Source organism: Curtobacterium sp. MMLR14_010, from assembly GCF_001865015.1.
Taxonomy (GTDB): Bacteria; Actinomycetota; Actinomycetes; order Actinomycetales; family Microbacteriaceae; genus Curtobacterium.
The window spans coordinates 1-15299 of the sequence record NZ_MJGV01000029.1; the positions used below are offsets into that span (position 1 = coordinate 1).

General features: G+C 71.0%; 12 protein-coding genes. All 12 read right to left on the reverse strand.

The features are described 5' to 3' along the window. Positions 1-74 precede the first annotated feature (74 nt). The 12 genes from BIU98_RS07130 to BIU98_RS07185 all read right to left on the reverse strand — a co-directional run bounded on the left by BIU98_RS07130 (position 75) and on the right by BIU98_RS07185 (position 15294). On the reverse strand, positions 75-710 hold the full coding sequence (locus BIU98_RS07130) for a hypothetical protein (RefSeq protein ID WP_071273949.1): 636 nt from the start codon (positions 708-710) through the stop codon (positions 75-77). A gap of 4 nt (positions 711-714) precedes the next feature. Then, a complete protein-coding gene (locus BIU98_RS07135; RefSeq protein ID WP_071273952.1) occupies positions 715-2136 on the reverse strand; it encodes a family 1 glycosylhydrolase in 1422 nt (473 codons plus the stop codon). Next, the gene (locus BIU98_RS07140) at positions 2133-3050 is read right to left on the reverse strand and encodes a carbohydrate ABC transporter permease (RefSeq protein WP_217635675.1); all 918 of its coding nucleotides are present in this window, start codon (positions 3048-3050) and stop codon (positions 2133-2135) included. Before BIU98_RS07140 ends, BIU98_RS07135 begins: the two co-directional genes overlap by 4 nt. Beyond that, positions 3040-4008, reverse strand: a complete 969-nt coding sequence (locus tag BIU98_RS07145; RefSeq protein ID WP_071273956.1) for a carbohydrate ABC transporter permease — start codon at positions 4006-4008, stop codon at positions 3040-3042. Before BIU98_RS07145 ends, BIU98_RS07140 begins: the two co-directional genes overlap by 11 nt. Beyond that, positions 4005-5267 (reverse strand): ABC transporter substrate-binding protein, encoded by a 1263-nt coding sequence (locus tag BIU98_RS07150; RefSeq protein ID WP_071273959.1) that lies wholly within the window; start codon positions 5265-5267, stop codon positions 4005-4007. The genes BIU98_RS07145 and BIU98_RS07150 overlap by 4 nt, the downstream gene beginning before the upstream one ends. A 160-nt stretch (positions 5268-5427) precedes the next feature. Continuing rightward, positions 5428-6477 carry a LacI family DNA-binding transcriptional regulator gene (locus BIU98_RS07155; RefSeq protein WP_071273962.1) on the reverse strand — a complete coding sequence of 350 codons (1050 nt, stop codon included), beginning with the start codon at positions 6475-6477 and terminating at the stop codon, positions 5428-5430. Between the two features lie 476 nt (positions 6478-6953). Continuing rightward, positions 6954-8840, reverse strand: a complete 1887-nt coding sequence (locus BIU98_RS07160; protein ID WP_071273965.1) for an arabinofuranosidase catalytic domain-containing protein — start codon at positions 8838-8840, stop codon at positions 6954-6956. A gap of 327 nt (positions 8841-9167) precedes the next feature. Next, complete coding sequence (locus BIU98_RS07165; protein ID WP_071273968.1) at positions 9168-9638, reverse strand: hypothetical protein; 471 nt, start codon at positions 9636-9638, stop codon at positions 9168-9170. 107 nt (positions 9639-9745) lie between these two features. Next, the gene (locus tag BIU98_RS07170; protein WP_071273971.1) at positions 9746-10627 is read right to left on the reverse strand and encodes a manganese catalase family protein; all 882 of its coding nucleotides are present in this window, start codon (positions 10625-10627) and stop codon (positions 9746-9748) included. A 247-nt stretch (positions 10628-10874) separates the two neighbouring features. Continuing rightward, on the reverse strand, positions 10875-13277 hold the full coding sequence (locus BIU98_RS07175; RefSeq protein ID WP_139200612.1) for a glycoside hydrolase family 3 N-terminal domain-containing protein: 2403 nt from the start codon (positions 13275-13277) through the stop codon (positions 10875-10877). Between the two features lie 104 nt (positions 13278-13381). Beyond that, positions 13382-14269: a carbohydrate ABC transporter permease gene (locus tag BIU98_RS07180; protein WP_071273977.1), complete on the reverse strand. Its 888-nt coding sequence runs from the start codon at positions 14267-14269 to the stop codon at positions 13382-13384. Then, positions 14266-15294 (reverse strand): carbohydrate ABC transporter permease, encoded by a 1029-nt coding sequence (locus tag BIU98_RS07185; RefSeq protein ID WP_071273980.1) that lies wholly within the window; start codon positions 15292-15294, stop codon positions 14266-14268. The genes BIU98_RS07180 and BIU98_RS07185 overlap by 4 nt, the downstream gene beginning before the upstream one ends. Between the last annotated feature and the right edge of the window lie 5 nt (positions 15295-15299).

Below are 15299 nucleotides of genomic sequence, written 5' to 3' on the forward strand. Positions count from 1 at the left end.
CCGCATGGTCGCAGCCGGCCGTGCCGTGTCGCTTCCGCCGGAGCACGCGGACCGCGCCGGGTCGGCGATCGCGGTCAGGGGCGCAGCGCGCGGAGGACCCGCGCGAGGACCTGCAGCTTCGCGGCGGCGATCCCCGACGGCCGGCCGAGCGCCCCACGCGGAGCGAGGACGACGTGGCCGCGGTCGGTCGCGAACCACAGGCCGTAGTCCTCGTCCACGCCTCCGCGCACGCGGTGGGTCGCGACGTCGATGCGGCGGATGCGCTGCCACGGCAGGTCGTGCACGGGTCGGTCGTCGCGGGAGGACCAGCCGTGGAGGCCCTCGGCGTCGACGGTCCACAGCACGGGTGCCGGGTCGGGGAGCTCGTCGGGCTCCCGGATGACCGGCGCCGTCACCGGCAGGTGGAAGGCGACCGGGCTGTCCGCGCGGCGGATCCGCGCCAGGACACGGCGGTCACGACGGGAGGCCCACCACGCGGCCAGGCCGGCCACAGGGCCCGCGACCAGCAGCGCCGGCGGGACCAGCACGAGGAGCCCGATGCGTTGGGTGCGGTCCCAGAACTCCGCGACCCACTCGACGTGCAGGGCCTCGGCCCAGAGCAGCAGGGCACCGACGACCGAGAGGGCGAGGAGCCCGAGCACGAGTCCGCGGACGGGCGGGACCTCACCGTCGCGGAGGCGGCGTACCCACGGTTCTGCGCTGTCGTCCACCTGCTCAGCGTGGCACGGTCGCGAGCCCGCGGTACGTCTCCGCCGCGCTGGTGACCACCCGGGCGAGGGTGCCGTCCGCCTGCTCCTCCAGTCGGACGAGGCCCATGCGGCGCAGGTACGGGGTCTTGCTCCCGGTACCCGAACGTTCGGCCACCACATCCTCCGACACGGCGAACTCCTCGACGTTCCTCCCACCGGAGGCGTAGGACCAGTCGACGAAGTCGAACACCGGCCACCACGTCCAGCCGCGGACGTCGACCCCGGCGTCCACGAGGGCGTGGACGGCGGCCACGGAGTCTCGGACCCACGCCGACCGGACGGCGTCGGAGCCCTCGATCGAGGTCTCGGTGACGACCATCGGCACGCCGTAGCGGGTACCGAAGCGTGTCACGGACTCCACGAGCCCCTCGCTCCAGCGGTCGTAGGCGTGCTGCACCGTGCCCGCGGCCCCGTTCACGAGCCGCCGCGGGGAGAGGTCCGGGTAGTAGTTGACGCCGAGCAGGTCGATCGTCACGGCACCGTCGACGAGGTCCGCGAGCGCAGCGGGATCAGCGCCGTGCGCCACGAGCCACGCGTGCGACGGGTGGCTCTCGACGACACGGCCGAGCACCAGGTCGGTCGGCACCCAGCCGAGGTCCTCGAGCAGTGCGGCCTCGGCGGCGAGCGACGCCCCGTCCACGTCCCCGTCGCGGACGGGGCCGCGGGCACGGTCGCGGACGGCGCCGCGGTCGCCGTCGCGGTCGACTCCGTGGTCGCGGTCGAACGCGTCGTCGCGATCAGCCGTGTACAACGACGACGCCTCGACGTGCACGACGACCGCGTCCGGGTTGGCGGACCGGACGGCCGTGACCGCCTGCTGGAAGCCGGCGGCGATGCCGAGGACCACACGGGTCCATCCCTCCCAGCCGGTGAGCGCCGGCGGCCACACCCCGCGTAGCCCCGCGAACGACGCCGTCGTGATCGGTTCGTTGAGGGGTGTCACGTGGTCGACGACGCCGGCGTACCGCGCCGCGAAGGCACCGGCGAACGAGGCGATGGCCGCCGGGTACCCGGGGTCGGCGAACGACTCGGCGAGCCAGCTCGGCGTGCCGTAGTGCACCAGGTCGGCGATCACCGTGATGCCGATCGACGCGGCGTACGGCAGGCGTTCGTCGAGCACCGCCCAGTCGAAGACCCCCGGGGCGACGTGCACCCGCGGCCAGTCGACGCCGTAGCGCAGGGCCGTGGCACCGAGGGACGCGACGAGGTCGAGGTCGTCACGCCACACGTCGTCGTGGCCGGTCAGCTCGTGCTCGTCGAGGGGCGCCATCGCGAAGTGCTGCGGCGGGTACACACAGGTGTCCTCGATCCCGGCGACGAACGTGAACGTCCCCGGCGCGAACACCCGCCCGGTGGTACGGGTGTCCGCGGGGCCGGGCGCGCTCACTTCAGCCCCGTCGTGGCGACGCCGGCGACGAAGAACTTCTGCGCGAAGAAGAACCCGAGCGCGATCGGCAGCAGCGAGATCACGGCACCGGCGAGCAGCACCGCGTGGTCGGTCACGTGCGCTCCCCCGAACAGCGTCAGCCCGGCCGGCAGCGTGAGCATGTCGTTCGACGTCGTCACGACGAGCGGCCAGAGCAGGTCGTTCCAGAGCGCCATGCCGTTGAGCACGGCGACCGTGGCGATCGCGGGCTTGGCCAGCGGCAGGATCACCTGCCAGAAGATCCGCCAGTGTCCTGCGCCGTCGATGCGTGCGGCCTCGTCGAGCTCGGCGGGGATGTCCACGAAGAACTGCCGGAACAGGAAGATGCCGAACGCGCTGGTCGCCCGCGGGATGATCAGCCCCTGGTAGGTGTTGAGCCACCCGAGGTGGAACAGCTCCACGAAGACCGGGATGAGCGTCACCTGGAACGGCACCATGAGCGTCGCGATGACGAGCACGAAGGCCACGTTCCGCCCGACGAATCGCATCCGCGCCAGGGCGTAGGCGCACATCGAGTCGAACAGCAGCGTCAGCACCGTCGTGACCACGGTGAACAGGAGCGAGTTGAGCAGCAGCCGCAGGAACGGGAGCTGCTGCCAGACCCCGACGTAGCCGTGCAGGGTGGCACGCGTCGGGAACAGGCTGGCCGGGTGGCCGAACAGGTCGGCCTCGGACCGGAACGACCCGCTGACCATCCAGATGAACGGCACGAGCACGAAGACGAGCCCGATGCCGAGGTACACCCACTTCAGCACGGAGCCGGTGCGCTCGACACCGCTCCGCAGGACCGGGCGCCGGTTGCTGATGCGGGCCGGACGGGAGGCCCGGGTCGGCTCCGGCAGGGACGGTCGCCGCGTGCGCGCCTCAGTCGACATCGTCGTACCGGAAGAGCCGGAGCTGGAGGAGGGAGATGAGCATGATGATCACGAAGAGGACCCAGGAGATGGCCGACGCGTAGCCGGTCTGGTAGTTGACGAACCCGTCGCGGTAGAGCAGGTTCACGAGCGTGTCGGTGTGGAAGACCGGACCGCCGCCGGTCATGACGTACACCAGGTCGAACACCTGGAACGACTGGATCGTCAGGATCATCGACGTGAAGAGCATCGTGGGGCGGATGCTCGGCAGGGTGATCCGCCAGACGGTCTGCCAGCGGTTCGCGCCGTCGAGCTCCGCGGCCTCGTACCGTTCCGCCGGCACGCCCTTCAGCCCGGCGACGAAGAGGATCATCGCGAAGCCGAGGCTCTTCCAGACCGACACGGCGATGATCGTCGGCAGGGCCAGCGACGTCGACTGCAGCCACGCGATGCTCGGCAGTCCGAGCGCCGCGGTGATGCCGCCCACGAGACCGATGTCCGGGTCGAGCAGGAACTTCCAGACCAGGCCGATCGTCACGAGCGACACGATGGTCGGGAAGAAGAAGACCGATCGGACGATGCGGTTTGCGAGGGTGTCCTGCTGGAGGAGGATGGCGGCGACGAACCCGAGGACGACGAGCAGGACGACCGAGACGATCGTGTACTCGAGCGTGATCCGCAGGGCGTTCCAGAACTGTCCGTCGTGGAACAGCGCGACGTAGTTGCCGAAGCCCACGAAGGGCTGCGAGACCGCCCCCACGGTCCAGTCGAAGAACGAGTAGTACAGCGACCGGAGGATGGGGAAGACCACGAACGCGCCGAGGATGAGCAGCGACGGGGCCATGAAGAGCCAGGCCGGCTGGAACCGACGCGATCGGCGGCGGGTGGGGCGAGCCTCCCGTCCGGTGTCGCGGCCGGAGGCCGGGGCCCCGCCACGCGGCGTGCGTGGCGGGGCGGACCCGGTGAGCTGGTCGGTCACTGACCGCAGCCGGTGAGGCCGTCGATCGTCTGACCGGCGCTCTTCGTGGCGGAGGCGACCGACTTCCCGCGGGTGATCTCGCCGATCAGGGGGACGTAGCCGTCGGAGTCGACCTTCGTGGCGTTCGGCACGTGCGGCAGGTACAGGCGCGCGTTCGGCACCTGGCTGGCGAAGACCGACACTGTGGGGTCTGCCTTCAGCTCCGCATCGTCCGACAGGTCGGTCCTGAGCGGCGGGAAGCCCGTCTGCAGCGAGAACTTCTGCTGCGCGGACTTCGACGTCCAGTAGGCCAGGAACTCCTGCGCCTGCTTCGGGTACTTCGTCTTCGCCGAGATCGACAGCGGGGCGATCGCGCCGAGCGTGCTCGACTTGCCGTCCACGCCGACCGGGATCGTCGCGATGCCGAGGTCGATGCCGGCGTCCTTGTACCCGGACGCAGCCCACGGGCCGTTGATCTCCATCGCGGCCTTGCCGGCCGAGAACAGCGAGTCGGCCTCGGCACCGGTCAGACCGACCGGGCTGACCTTGTCCTTCGCGACCAGGTCCGCCCAGGTGGACAGTGACTTCTGCCCGTCGGAGGACTGCACGACGCTGCAGTTCTTGCCGTTGACGATGTCGCCGCCCTCAAGCCACTGCAGCACTGGCCACATCTGGATCGTCTGGTTGTCGGCGAGCGCGATGCCGTACTTGCCGCCGGCGGTGAGCTTCTTCGCGTCTGCTGCCATCTCGGCGACGCTCGACGGCGGGTCGGTGATGCCGGCCGCCGCGAAGAGCTTCTTGTTGTAGTACAGGCTCAGCGTGGCGAAGTTCGCGGGGACGCCGTAGAGCTTGCCGTCGTAGGTGAACTCGTCGACGGTGCCGGGTGCGAAGGCATCCGTGTTGATCTTGCCGTCACCGCTGCCGGTCGCCGTGATCGGCATCACCGACCGCGTCTTGACGTACTGGGCGACGGCGTTCGGGTCGGAGGACACCGCGGCGACGTCGGGACCCTGCCCGGTCAGCCAGGCCGACGGGAGCTTCTGCTGGATGGTGTCCCACGGCTGCACGGTCATGTCGACCTTGACGTCCGGGTGGGCCTTCTCGAAGTCCTTGACGATGGTGGCGTAGCCGGGACGGTCGCCGCCGGTGAACCCGGTCCAGACCTTGAGGGTGACGGGGCCGTCCGTGCTGGCGTTGCCGCCGGCGGAACAACCGGTGAGGGTGAGGGCCGCCACGGTGGCGACGGCGCCGATCGCGAGGGTCGTGCGTGCGTGCTTCATCGGGAACGCTCCTTTGCGTTGCTGTGCTCGCAGGATGGGTGGGGGTGCTGCGGGTGGGAGTGCTGCGGGTGGGTGGTGCTGTCGGGTGCTGCTGGTGGGTCGGGTGCTGCTGGTGGTGGGGTCCTGCTGGTGCGCCGGGTGCTGGTGGCGCGGCGTCCGCTCAGGTGCGGACGCGTTCCACGTCGGGGTCGCACCCGCAGGATCGGCGGGTGACGAGGTCGACGGGGAGCTCGGTGCGGGCGGGTTGGCCGCCGCGGTGGTCGACGAGGTCGAAGAGGCGCTCGGTGGCGATGCGGCCCATCTCCTCGGCGGGGACTCGGATGGTCGTGATGCCCGGGGTGGTGACGCGGGCGAGCCCGAAGTCGTCGAAGCCGACGACGGAGACGTCCTCCGGCACGTCGACCCCGGCGCGACGGAGGGTGTGGAGTCCGCCCACCGCCATGTCGTCGTTCGCGAAGACGACGCCGTCGGGGCGGGTCGCGGCGTCCTCGTGCAGGAAGTGCTCCATCGCGGCAGCACCGGAGGTCTCGGACAGGTCGCCCTCGACCACGGAGACGTCGGTGAGACCGTGTCGCTCGGCAGCCCGGAGGAACCCGGTCCGTCGGTCGAGCCCGGTCTGGTGGTCGAGCGTGCCCGTCACGTGCAGGAGGCGGCGGCGCCCGTGCACCTCGACGAGGTGGTCGACGAGCCGCTCGGTGGCGGCCACGTCGTCGATGCCGACCGTCACCGCGTCGGCCAGGTGCGGGTAGTTGCCGATGAGGACAGCGGGCAGCCCACTCGCGACGAGCCCCTGGACGTGGTCGTCGTCGATCGCGGCACTCGTGACGATCGCGCCGTCGGCGGTGCGGGAGCGCATGACCCGCTCGTAGGCGACACCACCGTTGGAGGTGTCCGCGTTCGTCGAGACGATCACCTGGGCGTCGTGCGCGTTGGCCGCGGTCGACATCCCCGTGAGCACGTGCATGAAGTAGAGGTGCCCGAAGACGTGTGCGGACGAGTTCGGGACGATGAGCGCCACCGCGTCGGCCCGCTGGCTGCGGAGCGCCCGGCCGGCCGAGCTCGGGACGTAGCCGAGCTCGTCGGCGGCCTGCTTGACCGCTGCTCGGGTGCGCTCGCTGATCCGCTCGTGTCCGGCAAGCGCCATGCTCGCCGCGGCGGAGGTCACGCCGACCTTCGCGGCGACGTCCTTCAGGGTGACGGACTTCGACATGGTCGCCTCCTCGGCTTCGGTGCTTTATCGATTAACTAGGCTCATCATGCACGTGCTTAATCGATGAAGCAAGCCCCGGTGCGGAATGTGTCGCGCGCGACTGGCGACCGCGGCGCCGAGTCTCGCCGCACGCAGGTACGCGTGCGGGCGCGGGCCCAGCCGGCGGAAGCGACACCGTGGGTACGGATGCGCCGCGCAACAGCCCGCACGGTGTCGCTCGATGTGCGTGCACCGACACGGGAGCGGCACCGGCCAGCCGGAAGCGACAGGGTCCGTGCGGATGCGGCTGCACGGGCGCGAGGCGCAGCCGCGGCAGGCGCGAACCAGCGGCGCGGAGCGAGTCTCGCCCGGGCGGACATCGCTCGGGGCGAGCGCGGCGCGATGTGTCCGCGGGGCCGAGACTCGGCGGGTGCCGAGCGCAGCCGGACGGGAGGCTCGGTGCCAGCTGGCACCGAGCCTCCCGTCCGGAGCGCGGCTCAGTTGAAGGAGAAGGCCTGCGGGGCCTGACCGTTGCAGTCGTAGAGCTGGAGCGCCGTGCCGTTCGCGGTGTTGCCTGACGGAACGTCGAGGCAGCGACCCGACTGCGGGTTCCTGACCGACCCGTTCGCCTGGAGGGTCCACTGCTGGCCTCCGACGCCGTTGCAGGCGTACAGCTCCAGGTGGGACCCGTTCGCCGTCGCGTTGCCGTCGACGTCGAGGCACCGCCCGAGGGTGCGGATGGTGCCGTCACCGGCGTTGTACGCCCACTGCTGGTCGGTCGTCTGCTCGTCGGTCAGCAGGGTCTGGCAGTCGAAGACCTGGACCTGCTGGCCGTTCTGCTGCAGGTCGTTCCCGGCGACGTCGACGCACTTGCCGCCGATCGTGGTGATGGGGACGGCAGCCACGAACCTCTGCGCGGCGTTGCCGTTGCAGTCGTAGATCTGCAGCGCCGTGCCGTTCGCGGTGTTGCCGGACGGTACGTCCAGGCACCGACCGGACTGCGGGTTCTTGATCGATCCGTCTGGCTGGACGATCCACTGCTGTCCACCGGCACCGTTGCAGTCGTAGAGCTCGACGTGCGTGCCGTTGGCCGTCGCGTTGCCGTTCACGTCGAGGCAGCGCCCGAGCGTGCTGAGCGTGTGCGCCCCGTAGACGCTGCCGAGCCAGTGCTGGTCCGCGGCGAGCGCCTTGCAGTCGTACAGCTGCACGACCGCGGTGTTGCCGCCGAGGTCATCGCCGGCGACGTCCACGCACTTGCCGCCGACTCCCGTGATGGCAGCGCCCGGGCCACCGCCGGTCGAGACGCCCTGGTAGTTCTGCGCGACGACGTTCGCCTGCACCGCGTTGTCCGCCGCGTCGGTGGAGTAGCCGCTGGTCATGACGCCCTCGAAGAAGGACTGCGTGCCGCGGTTCGAGTTGTCGCCGCCGGCACCGAGCACGATGGAGCCCTCGAGCTTCATCGGCGTGTAGCCCTGCCCGTCGCCGTCCCGGTCCGTGGGCAGTGCGCCCTCGTACCACTTGGACAGCGAACCGGTCTGCGCGTTGCCGCCCTTCAGCGCGAAGTTCGCGACGCCGTCGTTCTTGAGCAGCGCCGTGACGAACTTCGAGCTGTTGCCCGTGTTCGCCGTGTTGATGGCGGTCTTGCCCTCGTAGACGCCGTTCTCCAGGTCCGCCTGGACCCAGGGTCCGCGACCAGCGCTGCCCTTGCCGTTCAGCATCGACAGGTTGAGGGCGTCCATGTGGCCCTTGCCGGTGTCCTTCGACTGGGTCTCGACGTTGCCGAAGTCCGAACAGCACCCGTGGTTGACGTTCGTGCCGCTGGCGACCTCGTACATGGACTCCGGGCTGGCACCGCGTGCCGTGCCCTTCGCCGCCGTGCTCGAGATGCGGTACGCCACCTGCTGCGGCATGAAGACGCCGTACGCCTTGTGGCCGGCGACGGTGACCGGCAGGGCCCCGGCGTCAGCGGCGTGGTTGGCCGGTCCCGCGTCCCCGGCTCCGGCGACCGTGAGGTCGTTGTGGTTCGCGCTCTGGTCGTAGATCTTCAGGATGGTGCACGAGGTGCCGGAGCAGAAGGCGTCCTGCGTCGCGGCGTTCGCGGTGCCGCCCGCCGCGAGCAGCCCGACGTTGGTCGTCGCGCCGTCCGAGGCTCGTTGCACCTGGTAGAGCGGACCGTTGTAGGAGGAGTACAGCGCTCTGGTGGAGCTGTACGCGGCGACACACGAGGTGCCGGCGCTGGCGTAGGTGTCGCAGGGGCCGTTCGTCGCGGCCGTGGCGCTGTCGGCGCCGACCGTGCTCGCGAACAGGCTGCCGGTGACGAGAGCGAGCGCTCCCAGTGCTGCGGCGACGATGCGCCGTGGTCTCGAGATCGAGCCGATGTGCATGCTGATGCATTCCTTCCGAGCGTCATTGCTGGGGGATGTGGTCGTCGGTCGAGCAGAGTGCTTAATCGATTAACCGGCATTAGCCTACCGCCAGGGCGGACGGGCGTCCATGGCTCGGTCCGGTATGCGGCGCACGGGCGGGCGCGAGCGCCCCGGCAGCGGCGGCGGGGCGCCGGGCCGCGGACGGACCGGAGGGCGGGGACGCGACCTCTCGCGCGGGGGAAGCGACACGGGGCGTGCGGATGCGCCGCGCGGATGCACGCACGGTGTCGCCCGATGCGCGGGCATGGACCCGCGTGCGACGAACCAGGGGCGGAAGCGGCAGGGCTACTTGCCGGCGCCGTCCGTCACGCAGTTCTCGACGCGGCTGGCGGCGGCGGAGTCGGCGGCGAAGGTCTTCGGCGCCGGGGAGGCCGTGGCCGTCGGTGCGTCGACCTCGTCGGTGGCGGTGCTGTTCAGGGGGAAGACCGTGCCGTCGAAGTCGTCGGCGGTGGGGTCGACCGTCGTGGCCCACAGGGCGACGTCGCCGCCGGACGCCGGGGTCGTGCCGAGGTACCAGCCGCCGTCAGCAGCCTCGATGTTCACCGTCGTGACGGCGTCGCTGCCGGTCAGGGCGTTGATCGCGTCGACCGTCGCACTCGAGGCGGTGTCGCACGTCGCGGCCCTCGTGGTGTTCTCGGCGAGGGGGCCGGTGTTCGCCGGGTCCGGCTCCTGGGCTCCGCCGTTGCAGGACGCGAGCAGCAGGGCGAGGGTGACGGAGCCGACGAGGGCGGAGACGGTCTTCGCAGTGGTTCGCATGGTCGGGACGCTAACCGCCCGCCGGTGAGCCACGTCCCAGGTGGAGCGGCCGCCGGACAGGCACAGCGGTACCAGGCGCTGCACTCCTGTCCGACGGCCGACCACGGTCACTCCTTGTTGAACTTGTCCTGCACGGCGCCGGCGGTCTTCTCGATGATGTTCGGGAGTTCCGTGGTGCCGTAGAACCGGGAGTCCGGGTGCGTGGGCGGGGGCATCGGCACCGACGACGTGGGACCGTCGTGGTACGAGTACTCGCCCTTGCCATCGAACGACGGACCGCTCGCCCAGGGGCCGTTGCCCGCCTCGGCACCGTCCGAGAAGTTCAGGTACTGGTAGCTGAACTCGGTGTGCTCCTTGGACTGCGGGAACTTGTTCGGCACCGGGAAGTCCTCGATGCCGGCCTCGCGCAGTTCGGCCGCGGCGGACGCCCACATGTTCTGGTGCATCGTGTCGCGGGCGATGAGGAAGCCAAGGAGGTCGCGGACCCCGTGGTCGTCGGTCATGTGGTAGAGCCGCGCGGCCTGGACGCGGCCCTGCATCTCGGCGTTCTCGTTCGCCGTGAAGTCGGCGAGCAGGTTGCCGCTGGCGGTGATGTACGAGCCCTGCCAGGGGTTGCCGTTGCTGTCGACCGGACGTGCTCCGGCTCCGGCCACGATGCCGTGCTGGACGTCGGTGCCACCGATGATCGCAGCGACGGTCGGGTCGTCCTGGACCGCGTCCTCGGTGATCCCGAGCGGCGACTTCTCCAGCAGCTGCGCGATCATGGTCGCGAGCATCTCGACGTGGCCCATCTCCTCCGCACCGATGCCGAACACCAGGTCGCGGTACTTGCCGGGCATGTGCATGTTCCACGCCTGGAACTGGTACTGCATGGCGACGGAGATCTCGCCGTACTGACCGCCGAGCACCTCCTGCAGCTTCCTGGCGTAGACGGCGTCCGGCTTGTCAGGAGTGGCCTTGAACTGCAGTTCTTGCTTGTGGAAGTACACGATCGCTCCTTCTGTTCGCGGTCCGGTCCGGGCTGGTCCCTGGATGGTCCGCCGCGATGGCCGGGACGGTAGGCGGGCGTCCCCGGACGGCGATGGAGGATGTCCACCGCACGAAAGCGGGGCTCGGCATCGCGCTGACACACCGCCGCGAGACGCCCCTGAACCCCGGCGTCTCGCGGCGATGCGGTCAAGCGGTCGGCGGCCGACCAGACGGCCGAGGCGTCCGAGCCGGCCGCCGACCCGGTCCTCAGACCAGCGACCACTCCACGATGCGCGGCTCGCTGAGCGCGACCTCGTGGACCGGACCGGTGACGGCGACCGTCGCGCGCTCCGTGGCGGAGCCGGGCACGTCGACGGCAGCCGGCCCGTCGCCCACCGCGACGATCCCACCGGAGTCGAGCGGGCCTCCAGGCCGGGACGCCGCCGCGTGGGACGCGACCCACACCTCGACGTCACCCGGCTCGACCACCTTGCGGAGGTGCCGGTCGGTGAAGGCGAACCGCTGCACCGGGACGGCGAAGTGGACCCGCGCGGACTCCCCCGGGCCGAGCGCGACACGGGCGTACCCGAGGAGCTGCACGACCGGGCGGGTGACGCTGGCGGCGACGTCGTGGCCGTAGAGCTGGACGACGTCTTCCCCCGGGCGGGCGCCCGTGTTCCGGACGGTGACCTCGGCGGCGAGGGTGCCGTCGGTGGTGACGGAGGTGTCGACGACCAGGTCCTCGTGGACGAAGGTCGTGTACGACAGGCCGAACCCGAACGGGCGCACCGGTGTCGAGTCCGTGGCCGTGACGTCGGACGGACCGCCGAGCCGCGGGTGCAGGTACGTGTACGGCTGCGCGCCGGCGGACCGCGGGAGCGAGACCGGCAGGCGGCCGGACGGCTCGGCGGCACCGGTGAGCAGGTCGGCGATGGCGAGACCGCCGCCCTCCCCCGGGAAGAACGCCTGCACGATCGCGGCGGGGCGATCGCCCGGGCCGTCGAGCGCCCAGCCGATCGCGTACGGCCGGCCGGTCAGGAGCACCAGGACCGTCGGGGTGCCGGTGGCGACGACGGCCTCGACGAGGTCGCGCTGCACGCCGGGCAGTTCGAGGGATTCGGAGTCGTTGCCCTCGCCGACGGTGCCGCGGCCGAACAGGCCCGCCTGGTCACCGACCACGAGGACGGCGACGTCGGACACGGTGGCGAGTGCGACGGCCTCGTCGAAGCCGGAGCGGTCGTCGCCGGTGACGGCGCAGCCGGGGGCGAAGCGGAGGGCTGCGCCGGATGCCGAAGCGCCAGCCGCGGGCGCAGCAGCGGCAGCGCCAGCAGCAGCACCGACCTCAGCGACGCGCCCCGCCAACGCCCCCGGCAGCGCCTCGAGCACCGTCGGGATCGAGAACCCCAGCGGCAGGTCGGGGTGCGTCGCGAGCACGTGGTTCGCGAACGAGTAGCACCCCTGCAGGGCCTCGGCGCGATGGGCGTTCGGGCCGATCACCGCGATCCGGTCGGCCGGCGCCTGCAGGGGCAGCACCCCGTCGTTCGCCAGGAGCACGAGCGAGCGGGCAGCGAGCCGTCGAGCGAGGTCCTGGTGCTCGACGGTGTCCAGGTCGACGCCGGTGGGGGCGTCGTCCTCGAACACGTCGGGGTCGAGCAGCCCGAGCCGCTCCTTCTGCCGGAGGACGCGCAGGACGGCCCGGTCGACCAGGGCCTCGTCGACCGCACCGCTGCGGACGCGCTCCACGAGCGGCGCGAGGTACGCGTCGCCCGTGGGCAGCTCGACGTCGATGCCGGCCTCGAGCGCCATGGCCGCGGCGTCGCCACGGTCGGTGGCGATGCCGTGCATGACCTCGAGGAACGCGACCGAGAAGTAGTCGGCGACGACGGTGCCGTCGAAGCCCAGGCGGTCGCGCAGCAGGTCGGTGAGCAGGGCGCCGTTGGCCGCGACGGGGACGCCGTCGACCTCGGCGTAGGAGTTCATCACCGAGCGGGCGCCGCCGTCGAGCAGCGCCATCTCGAACGGCGGCAGGTACACGTCGGCGACCTCGCGGGGTCCGGCGTGCACCGGCGCGTGGTTCCGCCCGGCCTGCGAGGCCGAGTACCCGAGGAAGTGCTTCAGCGTCGCGTCGACGCCGGCGCTCTGCAGCCCCTTGACGTAGGCGGTGCCGACGGTGCCGACCAGGTACGGGTCCTCGCCGATGCACTCGTCGACGCGGCCCCAGCGGGGGTCGCGGATGACGTCGAGCACGGGCGCGAGGCCCTGGTGCACCCCGAGCTGCCGCATGGACCGGCCGATGACGGCGCCGACCTGCTCGACGAGCTCCGGGTCGAACGCGGCTCCCCACGCGAGCGGGGTGGGGAACGTGGCGGCCTTCCATGCGGCGAGCCCGGTGAGGCACTCCTCGTGGACGAGCGCGGGGATCCCGAGCCGGGTCTCGCGCTTCAGGCGCCGCTGTTCGTCCCAGAGCCAGGCCGCTCGCTCGTCGGGTTCGACGGGGCGGGTGCCGTAGACGCGGGTGAACTGGCCGAGGCCGTCCCGCGTGACCTCGGCGAGCGTCGCCGTCGGACCCTCGGGCGTGCCGCTCGTCATCTCGCCCTGCATCGGGGCGACGAGCCCGTTCTGGTCGAGCCAGTAGCCGACGAGCTGCGCCGTCTTCTCCTCGAGCGTCATGGCGGCGAGCAGGTCCTCGGCCCGGCGGGCGGGCGCGGTCCCGCCGTCCTCTCCGGCCTGGAGGCTCGGGGCCGCGTCCGTCACGTTGGTCGCGTCCGTCGCGGTCATCCCTTCACCGCGCCCGTCAGGCCGCCGACGATGCGGCGCTGGAACACCGCGAAGAACGCCAGCGCCGGGATCATCGACAGCGAGGTGAACGCCAGGACCCTGGCGGTGTCCACGGAGTACTGCGACGAGAACGCCTGCACCCCGAGCGGCAGCGTGTAGGCCGACGCGTCGTTGAGGATGAACAGCGGCAGGATGTAGCTGTTCCAGCTGCCGATGAACGCCAGGATGCCGGTCGTGACGACACCGGGCAGCGACAGCGGCACGACCATGCGGAAGAAGAACCCGAGGCGGCTCGCCCCGTCGATCGAGGCCGCCTCCTCGAGCTCGTCCGGGATCGCCTTGAGGAACGGCACCAGGATGATGACCGTCGTCGGCAGGCCGAAGGCGATCTGGGGCAGGATCACGCCGGCCAGGCTGTTCGTGAGACCGAGGTCCTTCACGAGCAGGTAGAGCGGCGTGATCGCGACGGTGATCGGGAACATCAGGCCGGCGGCGAACAGCGAGTACAGCGCGCCACGGCCACGGAAGTGGTAGCGCGCCAGCACGAAGCTCACCATCAGGCCGAGCACGACGACACCGAGGGTGGTCGAGATGCCCGCGATCAGCGAGTTGCCGAGCTGCTGCCAGAACACGCCGCTGGAGAGCACGGCGCTGTAGTTGCCGAAGTTCCACGGCGCGGGCAGGCCAGCCGGGCTCGACGTGATCTGCGCGTTGGTGCGGAAGCCGCCGAGCACGATGTACGCGACGGGGCCGACGCACACCGCGATGAACAGCAGCGCGATGAAGTACGTGCCGAGGTTCCGTTCACGGCGGACCGGGCCGGAGTCCCCGCGCCCGCGGTCACGGCGACCCTTCGGCGCGATGATGGATGCGGTGGCGGTCATCGGGTGGCCTTCTCCGTGAGGGCGCCGGCGGTGTCGCGGCGCAGGACGAACCGCTGGTAGACGAGTGCGATCACCAGCGAGATGAGGAAGATCACCACGGCCACGGCGTTGCCGTACCCGTAGTTGCCGGAGTTGCGGCCGTTGGCGACCATGTACGTCGCCATGGTCGAGGTACCGGCCGTCGAGGCGATGTACTGGCCCCAGATGATGTAGACGAGGTCGAACAGCTGCAGCGAGCCGATGATCGACAGGAACGCCCAGATGCGCAGCGTCGGGCCGAGCAGCGGCAGCGTGATGCGCCGCTGGATCTGCCAGTAGCCGGCGCCGTCGAGCTGTGCGGCCTCGAACAGCTCCTCGGGGATGCTCTGCAGGCCGGCCAGGAACAGGATGACCGCGAAGCCGATGTACTTCCACGAGATGATCGCCAGGAGCGTCCAGATCGCGATGTCCGGGTTCGACAGCCAGTCGTTGCGCAGCCCGCCGAGCCCGAGCGTCTGCAGCAGGTCGTTCACGGCCCCGCTGCTCGAGAGCATGAGGCTCCACCCGGTGCCGACGATCACCTCGGAGATGACGTACGGCAGGAAGATGAGCACGCGGATGAGCCCGCGGCCGCGGATGCGCTGGTTCAGCAGCAGCGCGAGGATGATCGCGATCGGCCCCTGCACGAGCAGCGACCCGATGACGATGAACAGGTTGTGCCAGAGCACGCCCCGGAAGTCGGGGTCGGTGAAGATGATCTTGTAGTTGTCGAACCCGACGAAGTCCGTCGGGGTGCCGTAGCCCTGCCACTTGTAGAAGCCGTAGTAGGCGGCCAGGGCGACCGGCAGGATGACGAAGCCGACGAACATGATCGTCGCCGGCCCGGCGAGCAGGGCGATCTCGACCCGCTGGCGGACGTCGGCGACCCGGCGCTTCCGGGGCCGGCCGGCCGGGGCCGACGGCTGTGCGCCGTCGGCCCCGGTGGTGCGTCCCGCGTCCGCCAGCTCACCGGAGCGGGACGGACGGGGTGCGACAGAGGTGGCCATGGGTC

What these genes read in the sequence shown, in the direction of transcription:
- BIU98_RS07155 (WP_071273962.1), bottom strand. Translation starts at nt 6,477, where the DNA reads ATGTCGAAGTCCGTCACCCTGAAGGACGTCGCCGCGAAGGTCGGCGTG.
- BIU98_RS07180 (WP_071273977.1), bottom strand. Translation starts at nt 14,269, where the DNA reads ATGACCGCCACCGCATCCATCATCGCGCCGAAGGGTCGCCGTGACCGC.
- BIU98_RS07165 (WP_071273968.1), bottom strand. Translation starts at nt 9,638, where the DNA reads ATGCGAACCACTGCGAAGACCGTCTCCGCCCTCGTCGGCTCCGTCACC.
- BIU98_RS07175 (WP_139200612.1), bottom strand. Translation starts at nt 13,277, where the DNA reads ATGACGCTCGAGGAGAAGACGGCGCAGCTCGTCGGCTACTGGCTCGAC.
- BIU98_RS07185 (WP_071273980.1), bottom strand. Translation starts at nt 15,294, where the DNA reads ATGGCCACCTCTGTCGCACCCCGTCCGTCCCGCTCCGGTGAGCTGGCG.
- BIU98_RS07160 (WP_071273965.1), bottom strand. Translation starts at nt 8,840, where the DNA reads ATGCACATCGGCTCGATCTCGAGACCACGGCGCATCGTCGCCGCAGCA.
- BIU98_RS07140 (WP_217635675.1), bottom strand. Translation starts at nt 3,050, where the DNA reads ATGTCGACTGAGGCGCGCACGCGGCGACCGTCCCTGCCGGAGCCGACC.
- BIU98_RS07150 (WP_071273959.1), bottom strand. Translation starts at nt 5,267, where the DNA reads ATGAAGCACGCACGCACGACCCTCGCGATCGGCGCCGTCGCCACCGTG.